The 21253-nt window shown below is 64.0% G+C and carries 19 protein-coding genes and 1 pseudogene; 8 read left to right on the top strand and 12 right to left on the bottom strand.

All coding sequences use genetic code 11. The annotated features are described in order from the left end of the window. Positions 1-193 precede the first annotated feature (193 nt). The gene (locus tag E3T35_RS09620; RefSeq protein WP_134346080.1) at positions 194-2062 is read left to right on the top strand and encodes a DEAD/DEAH box helicase; all 1869 of its coding nucleotides are present in this window, start codon (positions 194-196) and stop codon (positions 2060-2062) included. A 176-nt stretch (positions 2063-2238) separates the two neighbouring features. Here the strand turns inward: E3T35_RS09620 and E3T35_RS09615 are convergent, their stop codons facing one another. The 3 genes from E3T35_RS09615 to E3T35_RS09605 all read right to left on the bottom strand — a co-directional run bounded on the left by E3T35_RS09615 (position 2239) and on the right by E3T35_RS09605 (position 4378). Beyond that, positions 2239-3270 carry an NADPH:quinone reductase gene (locus tag E3T35_RS09615; protein WP_134378768.1) on the bottom strand — a complete coding sequence of 344 codons (1032 nt, stop codon included), beginning with the start codon at positions 3268-3270 and terminating at the stop codon, positions 2239-2241. 179 nt (positions 3271-3449) lie between these two features. Next, positions 3450-3671, bottom strand: coding sequence for a hypothetical protein (locus E3T35_RS19565; protein ID WP_198421017.1), 222 nt, complete (start codon positions 3669-3671; stop codon positions 3450-3452). Positions 3672-3769: 98 nt separating this feature from the next. Next, positions 3770-4378 carry a DUF1992 domain-containing protein gene (locus E3T35_RS09605; RefSeq protein ID WP_134378766.1) on the bottom strand — a complete coding sequence of 203 codons (609 nt, stop codon included), beginning with the start codon at positions 4376-4378 and terminating at the stop codon, positions 3770-3772. 570 nt (positions 4379-4948) lie between these two features. On the opposite strand from E3T35_RS09605, the gene E3T35_RS09600 reads away from it, so the two are divergent. Next, complete coding sequence (locus E3T35_RS09600) at positions 4949-5587, top strand: hypothetical protein (RefSeq protein WP_134378764.1); 639 nt, start codon at positions 4949-4951, stop codon at positions 5585-5587. On the opposite strand, the gene E3T35_RS09595 is transcribed toward E3T35_RS09600, so the two are convergent. Then, positions 5584-6603 carry a DMT family transporter gene (locus E3T35_RS09595; RefSeq protein WP_134346072.1) on the bottom strand — a complete coding sequence of 340 codons (1020 nt, stop codon included), beginning with the start codon at positions 6601-6603 and terminating at the stop codon, positions 5584-5586. The two genes, E3T35_RS09600 and E3T35_RS09595, sit on opposite strands and share 4 nt — an antisense overlap. 124 nt (positions 6604-6727) lie before the next feature. On the opposite strand from E3T35_RS09595, the gene E3T35_RS09590 reads away from it, so the two are divergent. Continuing rightward, a complete protein-coding gene (locus tag E3T35_RS09590) occupies positions 6728-7273 on the top strand; it encodes a CGNR zinc finger domain-containing protein (protein WP_134378836.1) in 546 nt (181 codons plus the stop codon). Here E3T35_RS09590 and E3T35_RS09585 read toward each other — a convergent pair. Next, on the bottom strand, positions 7251-8219 hold the full coding sequence (locus E3T35_RS09585) for an NAD(P)-dependent alcohol dehydrogenase (RefSeq protein WP_134378762.1): 969 nt from the start codon (positions 8217-8219) through the stop codon (positions 7251-7253). The two genes, E3T35_RS09590 and E3T35_RS09585, sit on opposite strands and share 23 nt — an antisense overlap. Before the next feature lie 246 nt (positions 8220-8465). Between E3T35_RS09585 and E3T35_RS09580 the strand changes: the two genes are divergently transcribed. From E3T35_RS09580 to E3T35_RS09565, 4 genes are all read left to right on the top strand, one after another. Further along, positions 8466-9089, top strand: a complete 624-nt coding sequence (locus tag E3T35_RS09580) for a hypothetical protein (protein ID WP_134378760.1) — start codon at positions 8466-8468, stop codon at positions 9087-9089. An 18-nt stretch (positions 9090-9107) separates the two neighbouring features. Then, positions 9108-9398 carry a hypothetical protein gene (locus E3T35_RS09575; RefSeq protein ID WP_134378758.1) on the top strand — a complete coding sequence of 97 codons (291 nt, stop codon included), beginning with the start codon at positions 9108-9110 and terminating at the stop codon, positions 9396-9398. Between the two features lie 84 nt (positions 9399-9482). Next, on the top strand, positions 9483-9971 hold the full coding sequence (locus E3T35_RS09570) for an FBP domain-containing protein (protein ID WP_134346064.1): 489 nt from the start codon (positions 9483-9485) through the stop codon (positions 9969-9971). Positions 9972-10463: 492 nt separating this feature from the next. Next, entirely contained in the window at positions 10464-12377 is a 1914-nt protein-coding gene (locus E3T35_RS09565; protein ID WP_134378756.1) for an HNH endonuclease signature motif containing protein, read from the top strand. A 173-nt stretch (positions 12378-12550) separates the two neighbouring features. Here the strand turns inward: E3T35_RS09565 and E3T35_RS09560 are convergent. The 6 genes and pseudogenes from E3T35_RS09560 to pxpA form a co-directional block, all read right to left on the bottom strand. Continuing rightward, a pseudogene (locus E3T35_RS09560) lies at positions 12551-13556 on the bottom strand (pirin family protein). Between the two features lie 131 nt (positions 13557-13687). Further along, the gene (locus E3T35_RS09555) at positions 13688-14653 is read right to left on the bottom strand and encodes a biotin-dependent carboxyltransferase family protein (protein WP_134346994.1); all 966 of its coding nucleotides are present in this window, start codon (positions 14651-14653) and stop codon (positions 13688-13690) included. Beyond that, positions 14643-15536, bottom strand: a complete 894-nt coding sequence (locus E3T35_RS09550; RefSeq protein WP_134346995.1) for an allophanate hydrolase subunit 1 — start codon at positions 15534-15536, stop codon at positions 14643-14645. The genes E3T35_RS09555 and E3T35_RS09550 overlap by 11 nt, the downstream gene beginning before the upstream one ends. Continuing rightward, positions 15533-16936, bottom strand: coding sequence for an acetyl/propionyl/methylcrotonyl-CoA carboxylase subunit alpha (locus E3T35_RS09545; RefSeq protein ID WP_241988801.1), 1404 nt, complete (start codon positions 16934-16936; stop codon positions 15533-15535). Before E3T35_RS09545 ends, E3T35_RS09550 begins: the two co-directional genes overlap by 4 nt. A gap of 37 nt (positions 16937-16973) precedes the next feature. Continuing rightward, positions 16974-17210 carry an acetyl-CoA carboxylase gene (locus tag E3T35_RS09540; protein WP_134346996.1) on the bottom strand — a complete coding sequence of 79 codons (237 nt, stop codon included), beginning with the start codon at positions 17208-17210 and terminating at the stop codon, positions 16974-16976. A 43-nt stretch (positions 17211-17253) separates the two neighbouring features. Continuing rightward, positions 17254-17991 (bottom strand): 5-oxoprolinase subunit PxpA, encoded by a 738-nt coding sequence (gene pxpA, locus E3T35_RS09535; RefSeq protein ID WP_134346997.1) that lies wholly within the window; start codon positions 17989-17991, stop codon positions 17254-17256. Between the two features lie 98 nt (positions 17992-18089). Between pxpA and E3T35_RS09530 the strand changes: the two genes are divergently transcribed. Continuing rightward, positions 18090-19556 (top strand): PucR family transcriptional regulator, encoded by a 1467-nt coding sequence (locus tag E3T35_RS09530; RefSeq protein WP_206750658.1) that lies wholly within the window; start codon positions 18090-18092, stop codon positions 19554-19556. Between the two features lie 65 nt (positions 19557-19621). Here E3T35_RS09530 and E3T35_RS09525 read toward each other — a convergent pair whose 3' ends face one another. Next, positions 19622-21010, bottom strand: a complete 1389-nt coding sequence (locus tag E3T35_RS09525; protein ID WP_134346999.1) for a cytosine permease — start codon at positions 21008-21010, stop codon at positions 19622-19624. Positions 21011-21253: the final 243 nt, after the last annotated feature.

Below are 21253 nucleotides of genomic sequence, written 5' to 3'. Positions count from 1 at the left end.
CTCGTGGCACTGGTTTGAGAGTTTGGCACTGGTTCGAACAGGGGCGAACCTCTCCAACACGTGCCGCGAGCGGGCTCGGGCGCAGGTCGACCAGCGCACTGAGTAAGCGGATGCCGCTGCTGCCGGCATCCGCTTTGCTGGTCGCCGGACGAGCCTTTACGCCGCGGGCGAACTCTTCGACTACCGTTGTACTATGACCGCACCAGACACCACAGCGCAGAACGAGGCAGAAACTGCCACTGCAACCAAGACATTTGCCGATCTCGGACTCAATGACGCCATGCTCAAGGCGCTCAAAGTCGTCGGCTACGAAACCCCCTCGGCCATTCAGGCCGCCACTATTCCCCCACTGTTGGAGGGTCGCGACGTTGTCGGACTCGCCCAGACCGGTACCGGAAAGACGGCCGCGTTCGCGCTGCCGATTCTGAACCGTCTCGACCTGTCGCAGAAGAACCCGCAGGCCCTCGTACTCGCGCCCACCCGCGAGCTCGCCCTGCAGGTTTGTGAGGCCTTCGAGAAGTACGCTGCCCACATGCGCGGCGTGCACGTGCTGCCGGTCTACGGCGGACAGGGTTACGGCCAGCAGCTGTCGGCCCTGCGTCGCGGCGTGCACATCGTCGTCGGTACTCCCGGCCGCATCATGGATCACCTGGCCAAGGGCACCCTTGACCTCACGGAGCTAAAGTTTTTGGTGCTCGATGAGGCCGACGAGATGCTCAACATGGGCTTCGTCGAGGACATCGAGACGATTCTGGCCGACACCCCGGACGACAAGCAGGTCGCCCTTTTCTCGGCCACGATGCCGGCGCAGATTCGCCGCATCTCCAAGAAGTACCTGCACGATCCCGAAGAAATCACGGTCAAGAACAAGACCACGACCAGCGCCAACACCACCCAGCGCTACCTGATGGTGTCGTACCCGCAGAAGCTTGACGCCCTCACCCGCATTCTCGAAGTCGAGAACTTCGAGGGCATGATCATCTTCGCCCGCACCAAGAACGAGACCGAGCTTCTCGCCGAGAAGCTGCGCGCCCGCGGCTATTCGGCCATGGCGATCAACGGCGACGTGCAGCAGGTGCAGCGCGAACGCACCATCAACCAGCTCAAGAGCGGCAAACTCGACATTCTCGTCGCAACGGATGTCGCTGCTCGCGGCCTCGACGTGGAGCGCATCAGCCACGTCGTCAACTACGACATCCCGATCGACACCGAGTCGTACGTGCACCGCATCGGCCGCACCGGCCGGGCCGGCCGCTCGGGAGCCGCGATCAGCTTCGTCACCCCGCGCGAGCGTCGCCTGCTCACCGCGATCGAGAAGGCCACCCGGCAGCCGCTCACCCAAATGCAGCTGCCGAGCGTCGAGGACGTCAACGTGACGCGCCTCACCCGTTTCGACGATGCCATCACCGCGGCATTGGATGAGACCGATCGCATCAGCAAGTTCCGCGATATTATCGCGCACTATGTCTCCCACCACGATGTGCCCGAGGTCGACGTGGCCGCTGCCCTGGCCGTGGTGTCGCAGGGCGAGACTCCCCTGCTGCTGTCCGCCGAGGATGTTCGCGCCCAGCAGCGCATCGAACGCGACGAGCGCGTTGAGCGCTCGGAGCAGCGCGGCGACCGCCCGGAGCGTGGCGGCCGATCCGACCGCCCCGATCGTTTCAATCGCGATGACCGTGGCGGCAGCCGCGACGATCGCGGTAGCTACGGCGCCCGCGACGACCGTCCGGTTCGCAGCGAACGCCCGGTGCGCTCCAGTGGCAAGCCGATGGCGCAGTATCGCATCGAGGTCGGCAAGCGTCACAAGGTGGAGCCGCGTCAGATCGTCGGCGCCCTCGCCAACGAGGGTGGCCTGAGCCGCGACGACTTCGGGCACATCAAGATTCTGCCGGAGTTCTCGCTGGTCGAGCTGCCCGCTGACCTGTCGGGCGACGTGTTCTCCAAGCTGGAGAACACCCGCATCAGCGGCAAGCTCATCGAGCTGCGGGCCGACAAGGGCGGCGCTTCACGCTCCGCCGAGCAGAATGATCGCCCGCCGCGCGCCCCGCGCCGCGAGTACTAGAACCCTCGATCGCCTGAAACGCACCCTCGTCGTTCGCGACGAGGGTGCGTTTCAGTTATGTCTCGGCCATCTCGGGGGCTAATTAAGGAAGAACGCACCTCGGGCATCCTTGGTGACCAAAAACACGCGGCACCCGTTCGACACCCGGCAGGATCTCCTGATTTGGCCACCGCGGGTCAGCTCGCCGAAACGTCGATGAGTACCTTGCCGGTGGCGCCGCTCTCGACGAGGGCGTGGGCATCGGCTGTCTGCGCCAGGTCGAAGCGGTGCAGTGGGAGTCCGGCATCCGCTCCGATGGGCAGCGCGCCGTCGACGAGTGCTTCATGGATGGCCGCTGCGGCCTGCTGCACGACTTCGATGCCGACCGTGTAGAGCAGCAGAAACTGGTAGCGCACGTTGAGGCTGAAGTGTTTGCGCACGTCGAGGGTCATCAGATCGCCGCCGTTGTTGGCGTAGACGGCGATGGAGCCGCGGTTGCGAATAACCTTAAGGTTGAGGTCGGAGTTCTGGGCGGGAGCTACCTCGACGATGAGGTCGACTCCATCGGGTGCGATGGCTCGAATTTCAGCGGCGACATCGGAGTCGGTGTACGTGACGACGTGGTGGACGCCGGCGGCTTTCGCGAGGGCCGCTTTGACCGGCCCGCTCACCGTCGTGATCACCGTCGCTCCGGCCCAGCGAGCGAGTTGGATGGCGGCGTGACCGACGGCGCCGGCGCCGCCCGCGACGAGCACGATCTTGCCGTCGAGCGCGCCCGGATGCAGGCGCCGCGGCCCGTCCTCGGCCACGGTAAGGGCGCGGTAGGCGGTGACGGCCGGCACTCCGAGGCTGGCGCCCTGGTCGAAACTGGCCGCGGCGGGCAGCAGAAACACACGTTCCGCGGGGACTACCGCGTATTCCTGGGCGGTGCCGCTGTTGGCCCGCTGATAGGCGGCGAGCGCGAGCCAGACGCGATCACCGACGGCCACGTTCGAGACTCCGGCTCCGACGGCGTCGACGAGTCCCGAGCCGTCCTGATTCGGCACCACGTCGGGAAAAGCCAGAGCTTCTCCCGGTTGTGAGCCACGCCGCGACTTCCAGTCGGTTGGGTTCACCCCGCTCACGACTATGCGCACGCGCACCTCGCCGGCTCCGGGTTCGGTCACCATTCGATCGACAAGGTGGAGCACGGACGGGTCACCGGTTTCGCTGTACACAATTGTCTTCATGGCAAACCCAACGCCTGCTGCGCCAATTTGTTCCCTACGGTTTCGTGCGTTCGCTCGTGGCCTGCAGATTAGTGCGAATGGTCGTCATGGTGCCGGTGAATGCCTGGTCGATATCAATGTCGAGCTTGTCGGCTAGTACGAAGGTCCACCAGAGTGATTCAGCGAGCTTGTGCTTGAGTTCAGCGGTCGCGTCCGTCGATCGGCCAGGTTCCGTCGTGGACGAGCAGCAACCGGCCGACGTAGCCAACGTCATTGGTGTAGCCGATGGCCATTTCGTTCAGCGACCAGGTCTTGCCGTTGACGCGTTGTTCGAGAATTTCATAGAGCGCTCGCACACTGAGAGCCTCGGTGCTCGCGGCGGTCAGGCCCGATTCGTGTGTGGTCGTTGGCGCATCAGTCATCGCGCGGCATTCTCGTGGGCTGTCCAACGTTACGCGACGCGGCTGCGTGGCCCCGGCATCCGTAGCGGTCAGCGGGATGGCGGTCAGCGGGGTGGCGGTCAGCGGCGGCGAGCGCGGCGGCGTTCCCGCCAGGTCAGGGCGGCGAGCAATGCGGCCTCACTCTCCCGCTGCTGCCGGGCCGCGTCGCTCCGGGCGGCCCGGCGCTCCCGCCACAGCGCGACGTGTTCGGCCACGTCCCGGGTGGGCGTGACCACGGGCGGCCCACCCTGCAACTGCCGGCGTGCCGCCACCACCCTGCTGTTGAAGTCGTTGAGAATCTCCGTCACCGCGGCCTCGGACTGCGCGCTGTCCAGCCGGGCGTCAAGCTCGGCGTTTTCGGTGCGCAGGGTGAGGGCCGGCGGCCCGAGCCCGGTGATCTTCTCGCTCTCGATCTTCTGCCGAATCCACCAGTCCGGGTCATACCCGCGGTCGAGATTGGCCAGCGGTTTGCCCGCACCCGGCAGGTTGTCGAACTCCCCGCGACGAATGGCCTGCTGAATGGCCATTTCCACGTACTGGGCGCGGGCTTCCATCATGGACTGCCCGGCGGAGTTCGTGTCCGTGTCGTCAGCCGCCGCGGAATCTGCTGGCGCCGGCGGCGACATCCGCTCGACCTGGTATCGAGCGGCGTTGAGTCGCGAGTCGGGGCGGTCCTTCTTACCGGTCATGGCTGCCAGCCTAGGTCGCCGGGGTGTCAGAGTTGTTCCGCGACCGACCCATCGCTTCAATGTTCGCGGCCCGGTGCGTGGTGCTACACAGGCCGTGACGACCGCGGCCACGACGAGCACGATGGCGGCGACCCACATCGAGGCACTGAGGCCGAGGGCGAAAGCCTCCGGCACCGGAACCCGGGCACGATGATGGCGAGCGCCAGCATGCCGAACAGGAGTTGAACGCTCCTCCACCAGAACACCTGCAGCAGTGCGCCAGTCCGAAGATCGCCAGCCGCGACAACACGGACCGAAGGCGAGTGTCCGCAGGAGGCGGCGGTCGCTCACATTCTCGGTGAGCTGGGGCCGCTCTTCGACTCTCTCGACGCCATCACCACCGAGTTCACCGACGACGAGCAAGCGGTCGTGGCCCGTTACCTTCGCCGAGCCTCTCGAGAACTGTCGCCCGATGCCGCGAGCATGCGGTTCGGATCGGCACCCCCAACGGATGACTAAACTCGCGCCTTCGCGTGGGTAACGGGCGTCTCGCATTGTGCCGCAGAACGAGGTGCCTGGTACGTTGCAGGCATGAGCGAATCCACCGCGCCGACTCCAGAGCCGCTGCCTGCAGGCTGGCTGCGACTGGACCGGGCCGGTTGGTGGGGCACCTTCGCGGTAACCCCGCTGAACGGCATCATGCTCGGCATCGTGCCGATCAATCTCGGAACCACGACCGCTCGAAGTTTCGATATCTCGATCTGGTGGGGTTTCCTGATGGCCCTCGGAGCCATCGTGCCGGTGTTCCTGGTGCTCTACCTGGTGCAGCGACTGCGCTACCCGCAGGCCTGGGTGAACTTCGACAGGAACGAACTGCGGGCCGGCCGCCGAGTCGTGCCACTGGCTGACATCGTGTGGGCCCGACTCGAAATGTTCGACCGAAAGCGCGCCCACACCCGCATGCTCACGCTGCGGTTCGGCGCGGAGGGCGGGCCACGGGCATCCGTTCGCCTGCGCGGTCGCACCGCACAGACGCTGCCGACCGCGGTGACCGACATCGTTGCGGAGATCATCCGCCGGTCGTCGATTGCCGTTCCGCAGACCCCGAATGACCCTACCGGGCGCTTTGCCCGCTACAACTATCCCGGTTCGCTCGGCCGTGCCGACGCCCTCGAGGTCGTGCTGAACCCGCCGACCATCGACGATCCGGCCCCGGTGCTGATCGCCTAAGCGGATGCGTCGGCTTTCGCCGCATCGGAGGCGGCGGCCTCGTCGCTATGCGCGTCCCCGTGCGCGTGCGGCAGTTCCGGCTCGTCGGGCGGCAGCGCCTCGGCGGCCAGCTCGACGCGTTCCTCCCCCACGGCTGCGATGCCACCCAGAATCAGGACCCCACCGAGCAGCTGCAGCGGCGTCAGCACCTCGCCCAGCAGCAGCCAGGCGAAGAGCGACGCGAAGATAACCTCGAGCAGGCCCACGAACGAGGCGAGCCTCGACCCGAGAATTCCCGCCGCCGTGATGCCGGCCGCATAGGCGATCGCGGTGCTGATAGTCGCCAGGGCGAGCAGCGGCACCCACCACGGCACGACCGTGCCGAGCAGGGACAGGTCACGAAGCGATGCGGTGAACGGGAGCAGACCGGTCAGGCCGAGCAAACCCAGCACACCACCCCCGACCAGCAGCCCGAACGCCGCCAGCGCGATCGGCGGCAAGCCTTGGGCCGGGCGGGCGGCCACCACGAAGAACACGGCGCAGGCGATGGCCGCGCCGAAGGCGAACAGCACTCCCACCGGATCGACGGCCCGAATGGCGCCGGGCCCGATCACGAGCAGCAGCCCGCCTACGGCGAGAGCCGAGCCGAGCAAAACCGTGCGGCGCGGCATCCGCTTGGTCGTCACCCAGACAAAGCCGACCAGAATCAGCGGTGCGAGAAATTCAATGAGCAGCGCGGTCGTGACCGGAATGGTCTGCAGCGCGGCAAAATAGGCCAGTTGCGTGCACGCGACACCGACGATGCCCATTCCGAGCACCCGCCAGCGGCCCAGCCACAGGGCAGCCCAACGCCCGCGCAGCGAATACAGCGCGAGCGGCAGCAGCACGAGCCCGGCGGTCAACGCACGGGCTGTCACTGCCGCCGTCGGTGACCAGCCAGCCTCGAGCATCGGCTTGACCAGAGCGCCCGATGTTCCAAACGAGATGGCGGCAAGGGCAGCGACGATCAGGCCTCCCGGCAGGGACGAGATCTTCATGCTTCTCCTTCGGACGACAGGGGCCCGTCATGGTCTAAACTGGCCTACGCCACTGACAGTAGAACCGATTTGTTAAGGAGTCAACTTGCATTTTGCCCCTGACACCGAGGAGGCTCTCGAATTTATGGTTCTGCTGGGCGACACCGATCCGGGCGCTTCGCGCAGTGGCCGTGACGAACTCGAAACGGTTGCCGACCTCGCCGCGCTGCTCGCGCCGATTCCGTTCACCGGCCGCATCGACGGCAACGATGCCGAACTGCTCGACGTGCGGCAGACCCGCGCGCTGCTTCGCCGGGTCTGGACCCTCGACCGCGATGATGCGGTCACCGAGGTCAACCGCATCCTGCGCGAGGCCAGGGCCCTCCCCCAGCTCGCCCGCCACGACGTGTCGGACTGGCACCTGCACGCGACGGTGCCCGAGGCACCCCTCGGCGAGCGGATGCGCGTGGAGGCTGCCCTGGCACTGATCGACGTGATTCGCAGCGACGAAATGCGGCGCCTGCGAATCTGCGAAGCGGATGACTGCACCGGCCTGGTTCTCGACCTCTCCCGCAACGGGTCCAAACGTTTCTGCAGCGTGCGCTGCGGTAACCGCATGAACATGATCGCGTTCCGCGAGCGTCAGGCCGTCGGAACTACTGCTGCGGTCACTCCTCGCGCATGCGAATGACGACGTTACCGATCTTTTGGCCGGCCGCCACGTACTCGTAGGCTTCACGAATCTGCTCGAGCGGGTAGCTTCGATCGATCACCGGCCGAAATTCACCCGAGGCGACCAGCCCCCGCAGAAATAGGGCGTCCTCGCGCGTGTCCCGGGGAATGGGAAACAGCACTCGCTTCCGGCGCAGCAGGGGCGTTATGAGCGCCAGAACCGGGTTCTGCCACAGGGTGCCGAGCTCCGATGAAACATAGATTCCGCCCGGAACAAGAAGGCTCCGGCACCGTCCGAAGGAGCTCTTGCCGACAGCATCGAGCACCACGTTGAATTCATTGTCGAGGCCGGTGAAGTCCTCCCGGCGGTAATCCACGACTCGTTCGGCGCCGAGCGATTCCACCCGGGCCACATGGGCGGTGGCACAGACCGCCGTGACACGGGCGCCGAGTTGCACCAGAAGTTGCACGGCGGCCGACCCGATACCTCCCGTACCGCCGTTGACCAGCACATTCTGCCCGGCCGCGACCCGGGCCGCCCGAATCATGTTGAGCGCGTAGTGGGCGCCCTCGATGATCGGCGCTGCCTGCTCATACGATGTCCCGGCCGGGATCTCTGCAACGAGCCCGGTCTCGGCGATGGTCAGATACTCGGCATGGCCGCCGAATTTCACGCCGTTGTAGCCGAACACCCGCTGACCGACTGCGAATGCGCTGACGCCGGCACCGACGCCCATGATCTCGCCAGCGAATTCGCAGCCCAGAATCGTCGCCCTGGGCACTCGCAGTCCACTGAACAGCCGCACCACGAGGGGCTTGCCGCTGAGAAACCCGCAGTCCGTGCGATTGACCGTGCTGGCAAAGACCCGCACGAGCAGGTCTCCTGCATTCGGCACCGGAGGCGACGCCTCCTCGACGTGCACGAAGCTCGGGGGTCCGTAATGGCGGTACACGGCGGCTTTCATGCGGCACAGCGTACTCTCGAACGACAAATCGCTCTCGATCGACCGCGGGAGCGACGCAGGCACATCCGTTAGGGACAAGATTCCGTTAGTCTTTTAATTGCTTTCAGAAGGAATTACGCGAATCTCGCCGATAAACCATACCGAATTCCCGTGCCAATCCTTGACCCATTTGAGGGTTAGGCCTAACGTGATATGCGAATACATAGCTAGGTGAATAGGGTACGTGAAACATTGGGGGGTTCAATCGTGATTGGTTTAGCTAAAGGGCGCGCTGTCCGACCAGTCTGGGCATGGCTGGCACTGGCCCTGGCCCTGGTAGCAATACTGGGCTTTTCGTCGTCTCCCACAGCACAGGCTTTACCGCCGGGGCCACCGTCGCACGCCTTGCCTTCCCCCGGGGATGGAACGGCAGACAACGACGCGCTCAGGAGCCAATTCGACGAGCAGCTCAATCTGGCCCTGCAGTACATGCGCACGGCCGCAGACGAGTCCACGTACTTCGACATGGCTGCTGCAGAAGAAGCCGGGGCATCCGCTGCCACTCGTGAGATCGGTAGCCTGATCAATCAGCTCGCGGTCTCGCAACGCGGAGCGGGCGAGAACCAAATGACCACCATGCTGAGCGTTCCGATCTGGGGCAATTGGTGCGGTCCGGGCCACGGTGGCGGTAACGCTGTTGACGTGCTCGACTCCATCTGCCAGACCCATGACTATTGCTACGCTGCACGCGGCTATTTCGCTTGCTCGTGTGACCGCCAAATTGTTCTCGACATTCGCAATAACATTTATCGTATGACGTCCGGAGAGCGTGTTATGGCCGCTGCCGTCAGCACCTACTTCACCTATTGTCTGTGTAATCCGTTCGCTTAAGACGGGAGAATTCGCATTATGTCCACCGCCCAAACATCCGGCCGCAATTCGAATGAGACCAACCGGCCCGTTGTCACCTGGTCGCTCATGGTTTTGGCGCTCATCGTCGTGGCACTCATACCGGACTGGACCGAATCGGGAGCCAACAGACCCCTCTGGCTTTTTGTGGTTCCCATCGTTTTGGGCCTGAGCGGTGCGGTTTTCGCGGTACGCAACCGTCACTTCTGGTGGGCCTTCGTTTCCGCCGTCTGGGGTTTCGCCCTGATCCAATGCCTGATCCTCGTCGTCACGCTGGTCAGCGGCCCTTGACTCGAGTCACCGCTGCACGCGTGGCGACCGCAAGCGTAGTCTGGACAAACTGCCCAAACGCGCACCCGACAGACAAGGCTTCACATGCTCCCGCTCACCGAAACGGATATCCGGGCCGCGTTCATCAACGCTTCCTTGAGTGAGCGCAAGGCGGTGACCCTGCCGTCGAACCTGGCAACGCTCGCCTGGGACAAGCTCGACTATCTCGGCTGGCGTGACCCCAAGGCTCCCGGCATCGGCTACATCATCGCCCTGCTCGATGACGACCCGGTCGGGCTACTGCTGCGCGAGCGCAGGGGAAAGATGACTACGCGACCGCAGTGCTCGTGGTGCAATGACGTGCAGCTGCCCAATGATGTGGCGTTCTTCAGTACCAAACGCGCGGGGCAGGCCGGGCGAAACGGCGACACCATCGGCATTCTGGCCTGTGCCAATTTCGAGTGTTCGGTGAACGTTCGCAAGCTTCCCTCGGTCGCCTACATCGGCTTCGACGTTGAGGCCGCACGGCAGCAGCGCATCGAAGCGCTGGGCGAGCACGTACGAAACTTTCTGCAGGACGTGCGCGACGGCTAGTGAGGTGCGGAGTCCTCCGAGCTGACATTGAGCTTGTCGTACTGGCCGGGTATGAGTGCAGGCTGAGCCGAGTCGTCGGAGTTCCGGCGGGTTGGCCACGAGTCAACTCAGCAAAGTCGACCGCCGCGGTCGAACATCGCACTCGGGCATCGGCGACGCGGAACGGCAGCAATGCTGATGGGCGGTGACGTGGGACATGCGCGAACTTTCGGTACGTATTTGTGACGAGAAATCGCTCATTACTTCTACACCACCACGTCGGAACTAAATCGCTGCGGCGATGAAATACGAGCTGCTATCAAGTCTTGTGCCTTAGCAGTGGTACCAGCGTCGATAAATTCGGATCCGGCGGCCCAATTTCTCGCGGGGATTATTTTTGAGGTTCTCTCGCTTTTGTGTTCGATTGGCGGTAGAATGGGTGTCAAGGAGGCAATGGCGCCCATGTTCATGGAAAACCCGAGTTAGGCCGGTTCGAACCCCGTCGTTGCGGCGGTGGAGCAGGCTCGGGATGCGTTGTTGGCGGCGTTGGGCGGGGTGTCGTTCGGGTTGCTGGGCGATGAAGAATCACTGACCCTGCTGCTGGCGGTGGAGAGTGTGGGCCGGGTCGTCGACGGAGCCCGGGTGCTCTCCACGACCGATGTGCTGCGCCGTTCCGAATATTTCGATGCTGCCGCCGCAAAGAGCGCCGCCGAGACTGCGGTTGCCCAGGCGTCGTCTGCCCAGAGTGCCGACCGGAGTGCAGCTGAGAGCGATGCTGAAGCGCAGGCCGTGGCACCGGACTCCGTGGCACCGGAGGGTGCTGCGGCCACTCCGAGCGTGGCGGGTGCGGCGGCGACTCTGGCCGCGCCGACGCTGGCCCGTCGGCTCGGCTGCCGCAGCGGCGTCGAACTGGTCTGCACCCTCGCCCGCCTCTCTCGCAGCGAAGTACGTCAGCGGGTCGTGCTCGGCGAGAAAGCGGGCCAGCGGATGCTGCTCGGCCGCCCGCTGGCCCCCACCTACCCGGTGCTCGGGAAGGCCCTGCAGGGCGGGGAGCTCGGCCTGGAACAGGCCCGGGTGATCATGCAGGTACTCGACGGCCTACGCTCCGAGGTGCTGGCCTCCGACCTCGACCGGGTCGAACGCTCTCTGGTGGCCAGCGGCTCCGGGGCGATCACTCCCGAAACGGAGGGGCTGCCCGGTGCCGGCATAGCGTTTGCGCCGGAGTTGCTGCGGCAGCAGGGCATCCAGTGGAAAGCTCGCCTCGCCCCCGACGGCACTGCGCCCGGCGAGACTGCGCCGGAGCGGCGCAGCTGGCTCACCTTCGGCACTCTCAGCAACGGCGGCTACAGCCTCAACGGCTGGTTCACCACCCTCGACCGCGCCATCATCGGCAACGTCTGTGCCGGTCAACTGAGTGATGCGTACCTGTCCGCCGCCGCGGCCAACCCGGTTCCCGGAGCCCCCGAAACCCCGACGTCCGGCACGACGTCCGGCACGGCCCGAGTCTCCGACGCCCCTCCACGTGCCCGGGTCGCGTTCCGGGAGACCGACCTCGCCCACGCAGACGACAACGAAGCGGCACAAGAAGCGACCGGCGAGGCGCGGAACGCCACCGCGGCGGGCCAAGCCACCGAAATTGGCCAGGCGGGCGAGGCGGGTGCGAAAATGGAGGCCAGCGACACGCTCGGCGCCGACCCACCCGACCCGCACAGCCCCGACCCGCACAGCCCCGACCCGCACAGTCCCGACGAGTTCAGCCCCGACCCGCACAGTCCCGACGAGTTCAGCCCCGACCCGCACGGTCCGTGCCCGCAGCACCCCGACGACACCCGCTCCCGCAGCGAAAAACAAGCCAGCATCCTCCGCGCCGTGTTCGAAGCCGCCGCCCGGCACCCCGACACCCCCACCATGGGCGGAGCCGCCCCGACCGTGCTCGTGCACATCAACATCAACGACCTCCTCGACGGCCGCGGCGCCGGCTGGATCGACGGCATCGACGGCCCCCTCACCCCCAACCAAGTCGACGAACTCATCTGCGCCGGCGGCTACCAACCCATCCTGTTCGGCCACACCGGCACGATCCTGCACTTGGGCACCAGCAACCGATTCTTCAGCGCCCAACAGCGCCGAGCCCTCGCCGCCCGCGATGGCGGCTGCGTCATCCCCGGCTGCACCGTGCCACCCCACCTCGCACAGGCGCACCACGTCGTCCCCTGGCAGAAAGGCGGCCCGACCGATATCGACAACGCAGTCCTTCTCTGCAACGCCAGCCACTCCAGCATCGACACCTCCGGCTGGGACATCGACATGCGAGACGGCCGACCCTGGATACGCGGCCCGCTCCTGTTCGACCCCACCCAAACCTGGCGCCCCACCGGACAGAACCGTGCCGCCATCCCCGCCGAGAAACCCAACTGGAAGAAGTAACGCCGACGTCGAGACCGCACCCGGATGAGCGCAACCAGATGAGCGCAACCAGATGAGCGCAACCAGATCAATGCAGACATGCGAGGTTTCCCCTCCGCAGGACCGTGCGTCCACTCACAGGGCCGGGGCTGCGGCATCCGCTTCTAGCATGGTGGTATTGGGGGCCGATCCGGCTAGCCGCGCGGGCGCAGGCGCACCGTGGGAAGAGGCGGGGCCGGAATCGGGTCGGGTTGTCCGGCGGGAAAACTGCCAAAGCGCGGCTCGGCGGCCCCACCACAATCAGGACCGACGACCGCGCCGTCAGCAGCGCTGATCTCCGTCTGCCACTGGGCGCGGTAGGCGACGATCTCCTCGTGGCTGCGACCCACGAAGTTCCACCACATCAGAATCTGCTCGCCCAGGGGCGCGCCGCCAATGAGCAGAACGCGCACAGGCTCGGCGCCAGCGACCAGCGTCAGTGTCGACCGACCGACGCCGGCGTACACGAGGTGGTCCTTCGCTACCGGAGTGCCGTCGACGGTGAGCTCTCCCATGTCAACGAGCACACCGTGCTCAAACGACGGGTCGGTCTGCAGGGTGAGGCGGGCATCCGCTTGGAGCAGAATCTCGGCCCCGAGCAGCGGAGTGTGCGTGACGACCGGCGACGTGCTGCCGCCCAGTGAACCGAGGAAGACCCGCATGGTCCAGCCCTCGCCGTGCGCGGGTTCGGGGCGAAAATGCTCGAGGGTGGGCTCCATCTGGCGGGCGCCCTTGGGCAGCGCCACCCACAATTGGGCACCGTGCAAAACGGTGGTGTCGGGGGTGGAGAACTCGGAGTGGCTGATCCCGCGGCCGGCCGTCATCAGATTGAGTTCTCCGGGGCGAACGATTGCGTGAAAGCCGACCGAATCGCGATGCTCGATTTCTCCGGTGAACCACCAGCTGACGGTCTGCAAGCCGGTATGCGGATGCCGCGGCACGCGCATTCCACCCATCTCGCTGACCCGGGTCGGGACCGTAATGGTCGAGAAAACACCACGCGCCGATCAGGGAACGTTGGCGCTGGGGAAGGGTGCGCCGCACGTTCATGGCGCGCAGCCCGCCGAGGGGAACGTCGCGTGGTGCCAGGATCTCGACGCTGCCGCTGGGAGCGGCGGACTCGCACAGCATCTCGTCGGGATTGGCCTCTGAATTGCTCAGGGGGTCAGCCTAATCGAGCAGGCATCGCCTCAGAAGTCGCGCCGAACCTGGGCGGGCGCCGGTTCCGCAACCGGGCGCACGATCGAGCATGCCCCCAGCTACCCAGCCGGCGCCCAGCTCACGGTGGGCCGCTAGGACCAGATCCTGGCAGCCCGGACAGTGTTTGCCGCCCGTGCAGCGAGCGCCTGCTCCATCGTCACGGCCACAAAGTGGGTCTTCGTGCCTGGAGAACAGCGGGCCACCAGGTCCATGTCCGCGGAGATAACCGTGGCGACCATGGCGTAGCCCCCGCCGGAGACGGCGTCCCGATGCAGAATGATGGGCTGGGTGCCTCCGGGAATCTGGATGGAGCCGACGGCGTACCCGGCGTCAACGATGTTGGACGGGTCCTGACCGGCACCAAACGGTTGTTCGCGGTCCTTCCATTCCACACCGGGTCCGCTGTAGCGAAGACCCATGCGGTCGGCCACCGGAGTGAGCACCCATTCGCTATTTAGCAAGCTGTCCAGTCCCGTGTGAGAGAGCAGGTGGTCGTACAGTCCGAGCATAACCCGCACAGTCACGTCCTTGGAGAAGGCCGGACGGTCCTTGATTTCAATGAACTGCAGCGCGGGCAAGCCGTTGTCGATCGCTGCGCCGACCGGAACGAGGTCACCCGCGGCGAGCGCACGCCCGTCAACCCCACCGATCGCTCCGATCGGATAGGTCGACCGCGAACCGAGCACTTCGGGAACATCGATTCCGCCGTGCACGGCGATGAAATACTTCGTGCCGCCCTTGATCACACCGAACTTCAGTTCATTACCGGCGAGAAGCTCGAGTCGTTCGTATTCGGGTACGAGTTCCCCATTGACGAAGACGTCCACCGGCGCACCGGTCACGGCAATGATGGCATCGGTCGTGGAAATCAGTTTGGGGCCGATATAGGTGCACTCAAGCACTGCCTCGCGCGCCGTATTGCCGACGAGCCGGTTGGCCAAGGTGGCCGAATACTGATCCATCGAACCACCCTGCGGGATGCCAAACCGGTAGTAACCGATTCGTCCCTGGTCTTGGACGGTGGTGGAGAGGCCGGGTTCGAGAATGTCAAATGCCATTGAGTGCCTCCAAGAGTGACGACTTGTAACCGTCGGGGTCGGTCAAGGCCTCACCCAGGTCGAACGCGATTGGTGCCTGGCGATACCGGAAGGTTCCGGCGCCGACCTCGGCGCGGATGCGCCGATACTCCGTTTCGTCGATTGGCTTGAATTTCACGATGTCCCCCGGTTTGAAGAAAATCATAAAGTCGGAGAAATCGCCCAACGTTTGGGACGGGTCAAAGATCGGAGCGGCCGCTATCCCGAACATCTGGTAGCCGCCGGCGCCGCGCACCGAGTAGATGCAGCTGAAGCAGCCGCCATAGCCCACGGTCAGCGCTGGCGTGTCCGTACGGGGGCTCAGATATTTGGGCACCTCGAGTTGTTGCTCGCGCGGGGCTAGCTGGAAGAGAAAAGGGAGACCGGCGACAAAACCCACCATGGAAACCAACCAGGGTGATTCGTGATGCCGCTTGATGAACTCCTCGGCATTGGCCAGTCCATTGACCTCGGCGGCATAGTCGAGGTCGTTGCCCTCGGGCCGCTGGTGATAACCCTCACGGAATCGGGCCCCGGTTTCATTCGTGTACGGGTCGTTATACCAGACCGGAATCTCGATGATGCGTGTTTCGAGTACCTTGTCGGTCGAGGCCCGCACCTCGTCCTCGAGCGTGTGCACCACGTTTTCGAGCTCCTGCCAGGGCAGAATATCCGGGTCGAACCGCACCAGTAGCGAGGCGTTGGCCGGGCAGATATCCACGATCCCCGCGAGCTCGCGCGCTTCCAAAGCATTGGCGATGCTGTTTGAGATGAAGTTTGCTTCGAGCGACATGCCCTCAGCGATTTCAATGAAGAGAAACTCATCGCCGCCCCATGTGTATCGGGCTGTGGTCTGCTGCGTCATTCGGCATCTCCCGTTGAGTCCGGAATCGTTGAGTCCAGAAACGATTCGATGTACTTGGTGTGGTGTTTGACGTCCGCGAAATCGGGCAGCGTCACGAGGGAACTGAGCAGCCCAATCGTCGATTTGACTCCGTCAATGTGTGCTTCGTCCAAGGCGCGCGCCGACCGAGCGATGGCCAATTCACGGGTTGGCGCCCAGACAATGATCTTGCCCAGGAGGGAGTCGTAGAACGGAGCCACGGTCTTGCCGGAGATAAAGCCGAAATCGGCCCTCACGCCGGCTCCCCCGGGCAGGTTCATGGTCTTGATGAGGCCGGGGCTGGGCATGAAGTTGTTGTCTGGGTCCTCCGCATTGATGCGGAATTCGAGCGCGTGGCCAGAGAACGTCACGTCACTTTGGGTAATATCGAGCTTCTCCCCCGCGGCAATTCGCAGTTGTTCACGAACCAGGTCCATGCCCGTAATGGCCTCTGTGATGGTGTGTTCGACCTGGATACGGGTGTTCATCTCGATGAAGGCGACCTCATGGCTGAACGGATCATAAAGAAATTCCACCGTACCCACGCCGACGTAATTCGCCTTGCGCGCCAGCTCAACCGAGGAGTCTCGCATCCGTTCGCGAACCTCGTCTGGTAGCCCGGGCGCGGGTGCTTCCTCAAGAATTTTCTGCTGCCGGCGCTGCATCGAGCAGTCTCGGTCTCCAAGATGCACGAAGGTCTCACCGTCCCCCAATATCTGCACTTCGACGTGGCGTGCCCTGGTGACAAATTTTTCGAAGTAGACGTCAGCCGAGTTGAAAGCGCCCAGCGCCTCGGCCTGCGCGATCTCGACGGTCCCGCGCAACTGTGCTGGGTCTTCAACCAACCGGATGCCGCGCCCCCCGCCGCCAGCGGAGGCCTTGACCACGAGGGGGTAACCGATTCGTGCCGCGATCGCTTCAAGGTCGTCATCGTCGCGAAGCGCCGTTTCCGTGCCTGGAAGGGTCGGCACACCGGCGTCGATTGCGGCTCGGCGTGCGCGAGACTTGTCACCCATCAGTTCGATCGACTCCGGAGATGGGCCAACCCACGTCAGCCCGGCAGCAATCACCTTGCGAGCGAATTCAGCATTTTCCGATAGAAAGCCGTAGCCGGGATGGACGGCATCAGCGCCGCTGTCGAGGGCTGCTTTGAGCACGGCGTCGTGGTTGAGATAGCTGAGGCCGGCGGGAGCCGGCCCGACCACGATCGCCTCATCCGCGAGATCAGCGGCTAGGGATGTCTTGTCAGCTTCGCTCACGACGGCAACGGTCACGATGCCCATTTCTCGGGCGGTGCGAATGATTCGAACGGCAATTTCGCCGCGATTGGCGATGAGGAGTTTCTTCATTGGCTCTTCCAGTGAGTCGAGGGAAACGTTCAAAGGTAAGGAGGGTGCCGCAGCGCCACCCCGGAGGCAGTCAAGACGTAATGGCGATAACGTCACCGGGGTTGACGACCCCGAAGTCTTCAAGTTCGAATTTTTCGAGGACACCGTCGAATTCGGCGCGAACCTCACTGAATTGCTTCATGATCTCGACGAGGCCAATGGTCTGGCCGGCCGAGACCGTGTCGCCTTCATTGACGTAGGGTTCCTTGCCAGGGCCCGGCTTCCGGTAGAAGATGCCGGGAAGGGGGGAGATGATCTGGTGGCTCATGGGTTCACTTTCGTCGGGCTGGGGTGGGGTGGGGTGCGCGGATTTACCGGCCGAGCGCCTCGCGCACGGCCTGGGCAACAGCCGGTGAATTTGAGGTGTCCGAATGAATACAAATGGAGCCGAAGGGGATTTCGAGGATCGTTTCATCGTTAGCGAGCACCTTGCCGTCCTCGAGTACCCGGCGCACGCGGGCCGCTGCCTTCTGTGGGTCGGTATTCTCGGGGCGCCGCTGAATGATCAGCCCTCCCTCGGCGTTGTAGTCAAGGTCCACGTAGAGTTCGGCGACGAATTCGACGCCCTCCCGCTCGGCTACCGCCTGATGGGCACTTCCGGCCAAACCGAAGATGGGCACGCCGTATGACTGGGCGACAGCGACCGCTCCCTGCATGAGCGCTTCGTCACGGGCAAGCATTCCGTACAGGGAACCGTGCGGCTTGATGTGGTTGAGGGGCAGGTCGTACTTGTGCAGAAAACCGACGAGCGCGCCAACCTGGTATCGAATCATGGATTCCACTTCGGAGGGCATGAGCTTCATCTCGCGCCGTCCGAAGCCGACCAGGTCGGGCAGCCCAGGGTGCGCTCCGACGCGCACGCCGTGCTCCTTGGCGAGCCGAACGGTGGCTTCCATCGCGTCCGGGTCTCCGGAATGAAAGCCGCACGCAACGTTCGCCACGTCGACCAGCCGCATAAGAGCTTCGTCATTGCCAAAGCTGTGAATGCCGAGAGATTCCCCCATATCGGAATTCAGGGTGATGTTCGAGTTGCTGTTCACGTCGTCCATAACTCCACGCTACGGGCCCGAGACAGCACGGCCCAGTAGGCATCTGCACTAAGCTTGCGAAAAACTTTGTGCAAACCGCCTAGAGAATGGAACTCGAGATGCGCGTGGTCGACCTGCTCCTGGAGCGATCCCTGCAGCTCTTGTTGCAGACGCCGTCGTCGGAACTGCGCCTGGCCACCGAGCTCAGCGGATGCGCACCGACCGAACTCATGGATCCCACACCGTTCCTGGATCCACACTCACTCCTGCTCACCAGCGGAATCGGTATGAACTTTTCCGACGAACGCACCTGGGATGCTTTCGTGGAACGCCTCGCCGAGGTGCCCGTCTCGGCCATCGTCTTCGCTACCGGGATGGCCCATCGTGCCCTGCCGCCCGGCCTCATCGGCGCCTGCACCAAGCATGATGTCCCGCTGCTGGAGGTTCCAGCGGCGGTTCCTCCGCTGCAGGTGAATCGCTTCATCGAGAGCCTCATGCAAGCGGAGCGTCTGGCCGTGGTCAATCGGGGCTGGACCCTCGCCGACGAGTGCGCCCGTCTGGCTAACCAGGATGCCGAGGTTGTCACCCTGCTGGCCACCGTCTTCAACGTGATCCAGTCACCCCTGGCCGTGTACGACGCCTACGGCACGGTCATCGCCCAGTATCCGGCGCTCGCAACCTGGACGACCGGAATCAGGACGAAGCCTCAAGTGGGGGTGCTGAGCATTCCCCTGCCGATGGGTCTCAATAATCCCTGCCGTCTGGCCATTAGAGAGAAGGACAGCGAGAGTCAGCTCGCCTCCCTCCTGGGTCCGGTCGCCTCCATCATCGCGCTGCAGCTCAACAGGTCCGTGATCGTCGATGCCAGCCGTCAGCACGAAATCAAGAACTTTGTGATCGCGTGCGAGTCCTGGGAGGAAGCTACCCACCTTGACGTGAGGCGAGCGTTTGTCGACATCGGCCTGGATGCGCGAGTGGCAACATCCGTTCTGGTCGCGGATATGAGTGGGGAGCTGGCGTCGACGTCCTGGCAGTTGCGAGTTGCCCTGCACGAGAAGTTTCAGACGCTTCGAGTTACCGAGTTCGGCGACCGATTGGTCGCCTTTGCGCAGAACCCACGCATGGACTTCGACGAGGCCGTCGAGCGGCTGTTGCACATTCACGACCGGCAACCGCTGGTTGTGAAGGGGCCGACACTGAGTCTGTTTGAGCTTCGACTGTCTGTTGTGCACGCACTCCAGCTCGTGCAAGGGATCGACCGCCCCCAGCTCGCCCCGGAGCTGGGCCTCAGCGCCGTCGTCACCGCCACCGCTGGGCGCGGAGCGAAAGAAGCGGCACGCAAGTTTCTGGCACCGCTCTGGGAACACGATCTGAAACGTGCCGGCCCGTTGGTCGAGACTCTGCGCGCTTATCTCGACAATGACGCGCAGCCGTCCAAGACCTGCAGCGCCCTGTTCATTCACCGCAACTCGCTGAACTACCGACTGCGAAAGATCGAGACCCTGCTGCGCCTGAACCTGGGCTCCGTCGAGGGCCAGGCGACGTGCCTCATCGCTCTGCGGTTGGTTGATCTGGGCGAAAAATAAACCGGCGGGGGAACGCCCAAGGGCGTTCCCCCGCCGGTCGGCAGCGCAAGCAGACGGTGCTGCTGCTAGGCGACCGTCGTCACCAGCGCGGACTTGGCCGTCGTGGTGTTCCACAGCAAGGCATAGACAGCGGATGCCACAACGGCCGTCAAGATGGGGCCCCACGTGGCGCCGACACCGGCCAGGTCGGGGTTGAGCAGGCCCAACTGCAGCATGATGATGCCGGTCACGGTCGCGATAACCCAGGCGATGAGTCCCGAGTTGTTGAACTTGCGGTAGTGCACGTCGTCAAGCATTCCGTGTTCCTGGCCGAGTCCGCGGGTGATCAGAATGTGGGTCACGGCGATCGCGACCCAGGCTGTGACCAGCACGCCCTGCCAGGCCAACGCCAGCAGGATGTACTTCACGATGGGCAGGAGCATCAGGAGAAAGATGATCACCGATGAGGTCAGCACCCACACCAGGTTGGGCAGCTTGATCCGAAAGACCCGTTCGCCAAAGGACTTGAGGTTGGCAGCGCCCAGGTAGTAGTTGGCGGTATTGATGCGGGTCTGGGAGACGAAAACGACGATGAGTCCCAGAATCCCCATCATTGAAACGATGCCGCCGGCGATTCCCGTCTCCGACGCCTCAAGTCCGGGGATGGTGAAGGTGAGAAAGATGCCGACGCAGGCGCTGAAACCGTAGGCGAGAATGTAGAACGCCCAACCGAAGCTCCAGCGCTGGTGAAATTTCGTATCCTGGCGCTTGCCGAGAGCGGCGTAATCAATGGTGAACATCATCATGATCCACACACCCATGTAGGCGGCAAAGGTGGCGAGCCAGCCCGGACCACCCATCGTCACGGCCAGTCCCGATTCAGGCTGCTGGGTGAGCCAGGTGCTGCTGAAGCCGTACTGCACACCGGCCCATACGACGGCTGCGATGAGCCCGCCGACGTAGATCGGCAAGAGCCATCCGTTGAGCTTGTCGAGGAATCGGCGGGCACCACCGAGAATCAGCGGTGTGGAGTACGCCACGACAATCAGGTACCACATCCACATCTCACCGCCGAATGCCACCTGGAAGGCGTAGGCGACGATCGAGCCTTCGAACACGGCGTAGTAAATGGCGACGAGAGCGAAGATGATGGTCGCGATCGCTGACCCCGCAGTGCCGAGGATTGTGCGGGAGAAGAGCGCGACCGTGGTGCGGTTATTGATGGCGTACTTCGCAAGGACGCGGTTGATCAGGCCGTACGCCACGATGGTGAGCGCCAGTCCAATCAGTGCGTCTTTGGTGCCGTAGGCCATGGCCAGGGCGGCACCGATATAGACGAAGAACATAGCACTGGCGACGCCGTACCATGCCATTGACAGTGACCCTTTAGTCATCTGATCGTCGTCGTTGCCCTCGCGATAGAGGGCATCCGTCGCCTCAACAGTGCTGTTACTGCCGGTCAAATTCACGTTCACTAGGTACCTCCATTAGGGCCGGTGACGGCTGGCAAAATGTTTCGTGATTGGTCCTGCAAAATACGAAATTCCAGGTGCAGCAAAAGTCATGAGCTCCGTCGTCGTCTCTGCCGACGGGGCCCGTGACTCATGGCCCTTCTGCAAGTATGTGAATGCCCTGTGGATCCAGACCAGTAGGCAAATGCAAGAGAGATCGTGCGATGCGTGTGCAAATGCACAAATTGCTTACGGACTAGTACTCGA

Origin of the sequence: Cryobacterium sp. TMT1-2-2 (assembly GCF_004403505.1) — a bacterium.
Classification (GTDB): domain Bacteria; phylum Actinomycetota; class Actinomycetes; order Actinomycetales; family Microbacteriaceae; genus Cryobacterium; species Cryobacterium flavum.
This window is presented reverse-complemented; position numbering and strand designations above follow the sequence as displayed.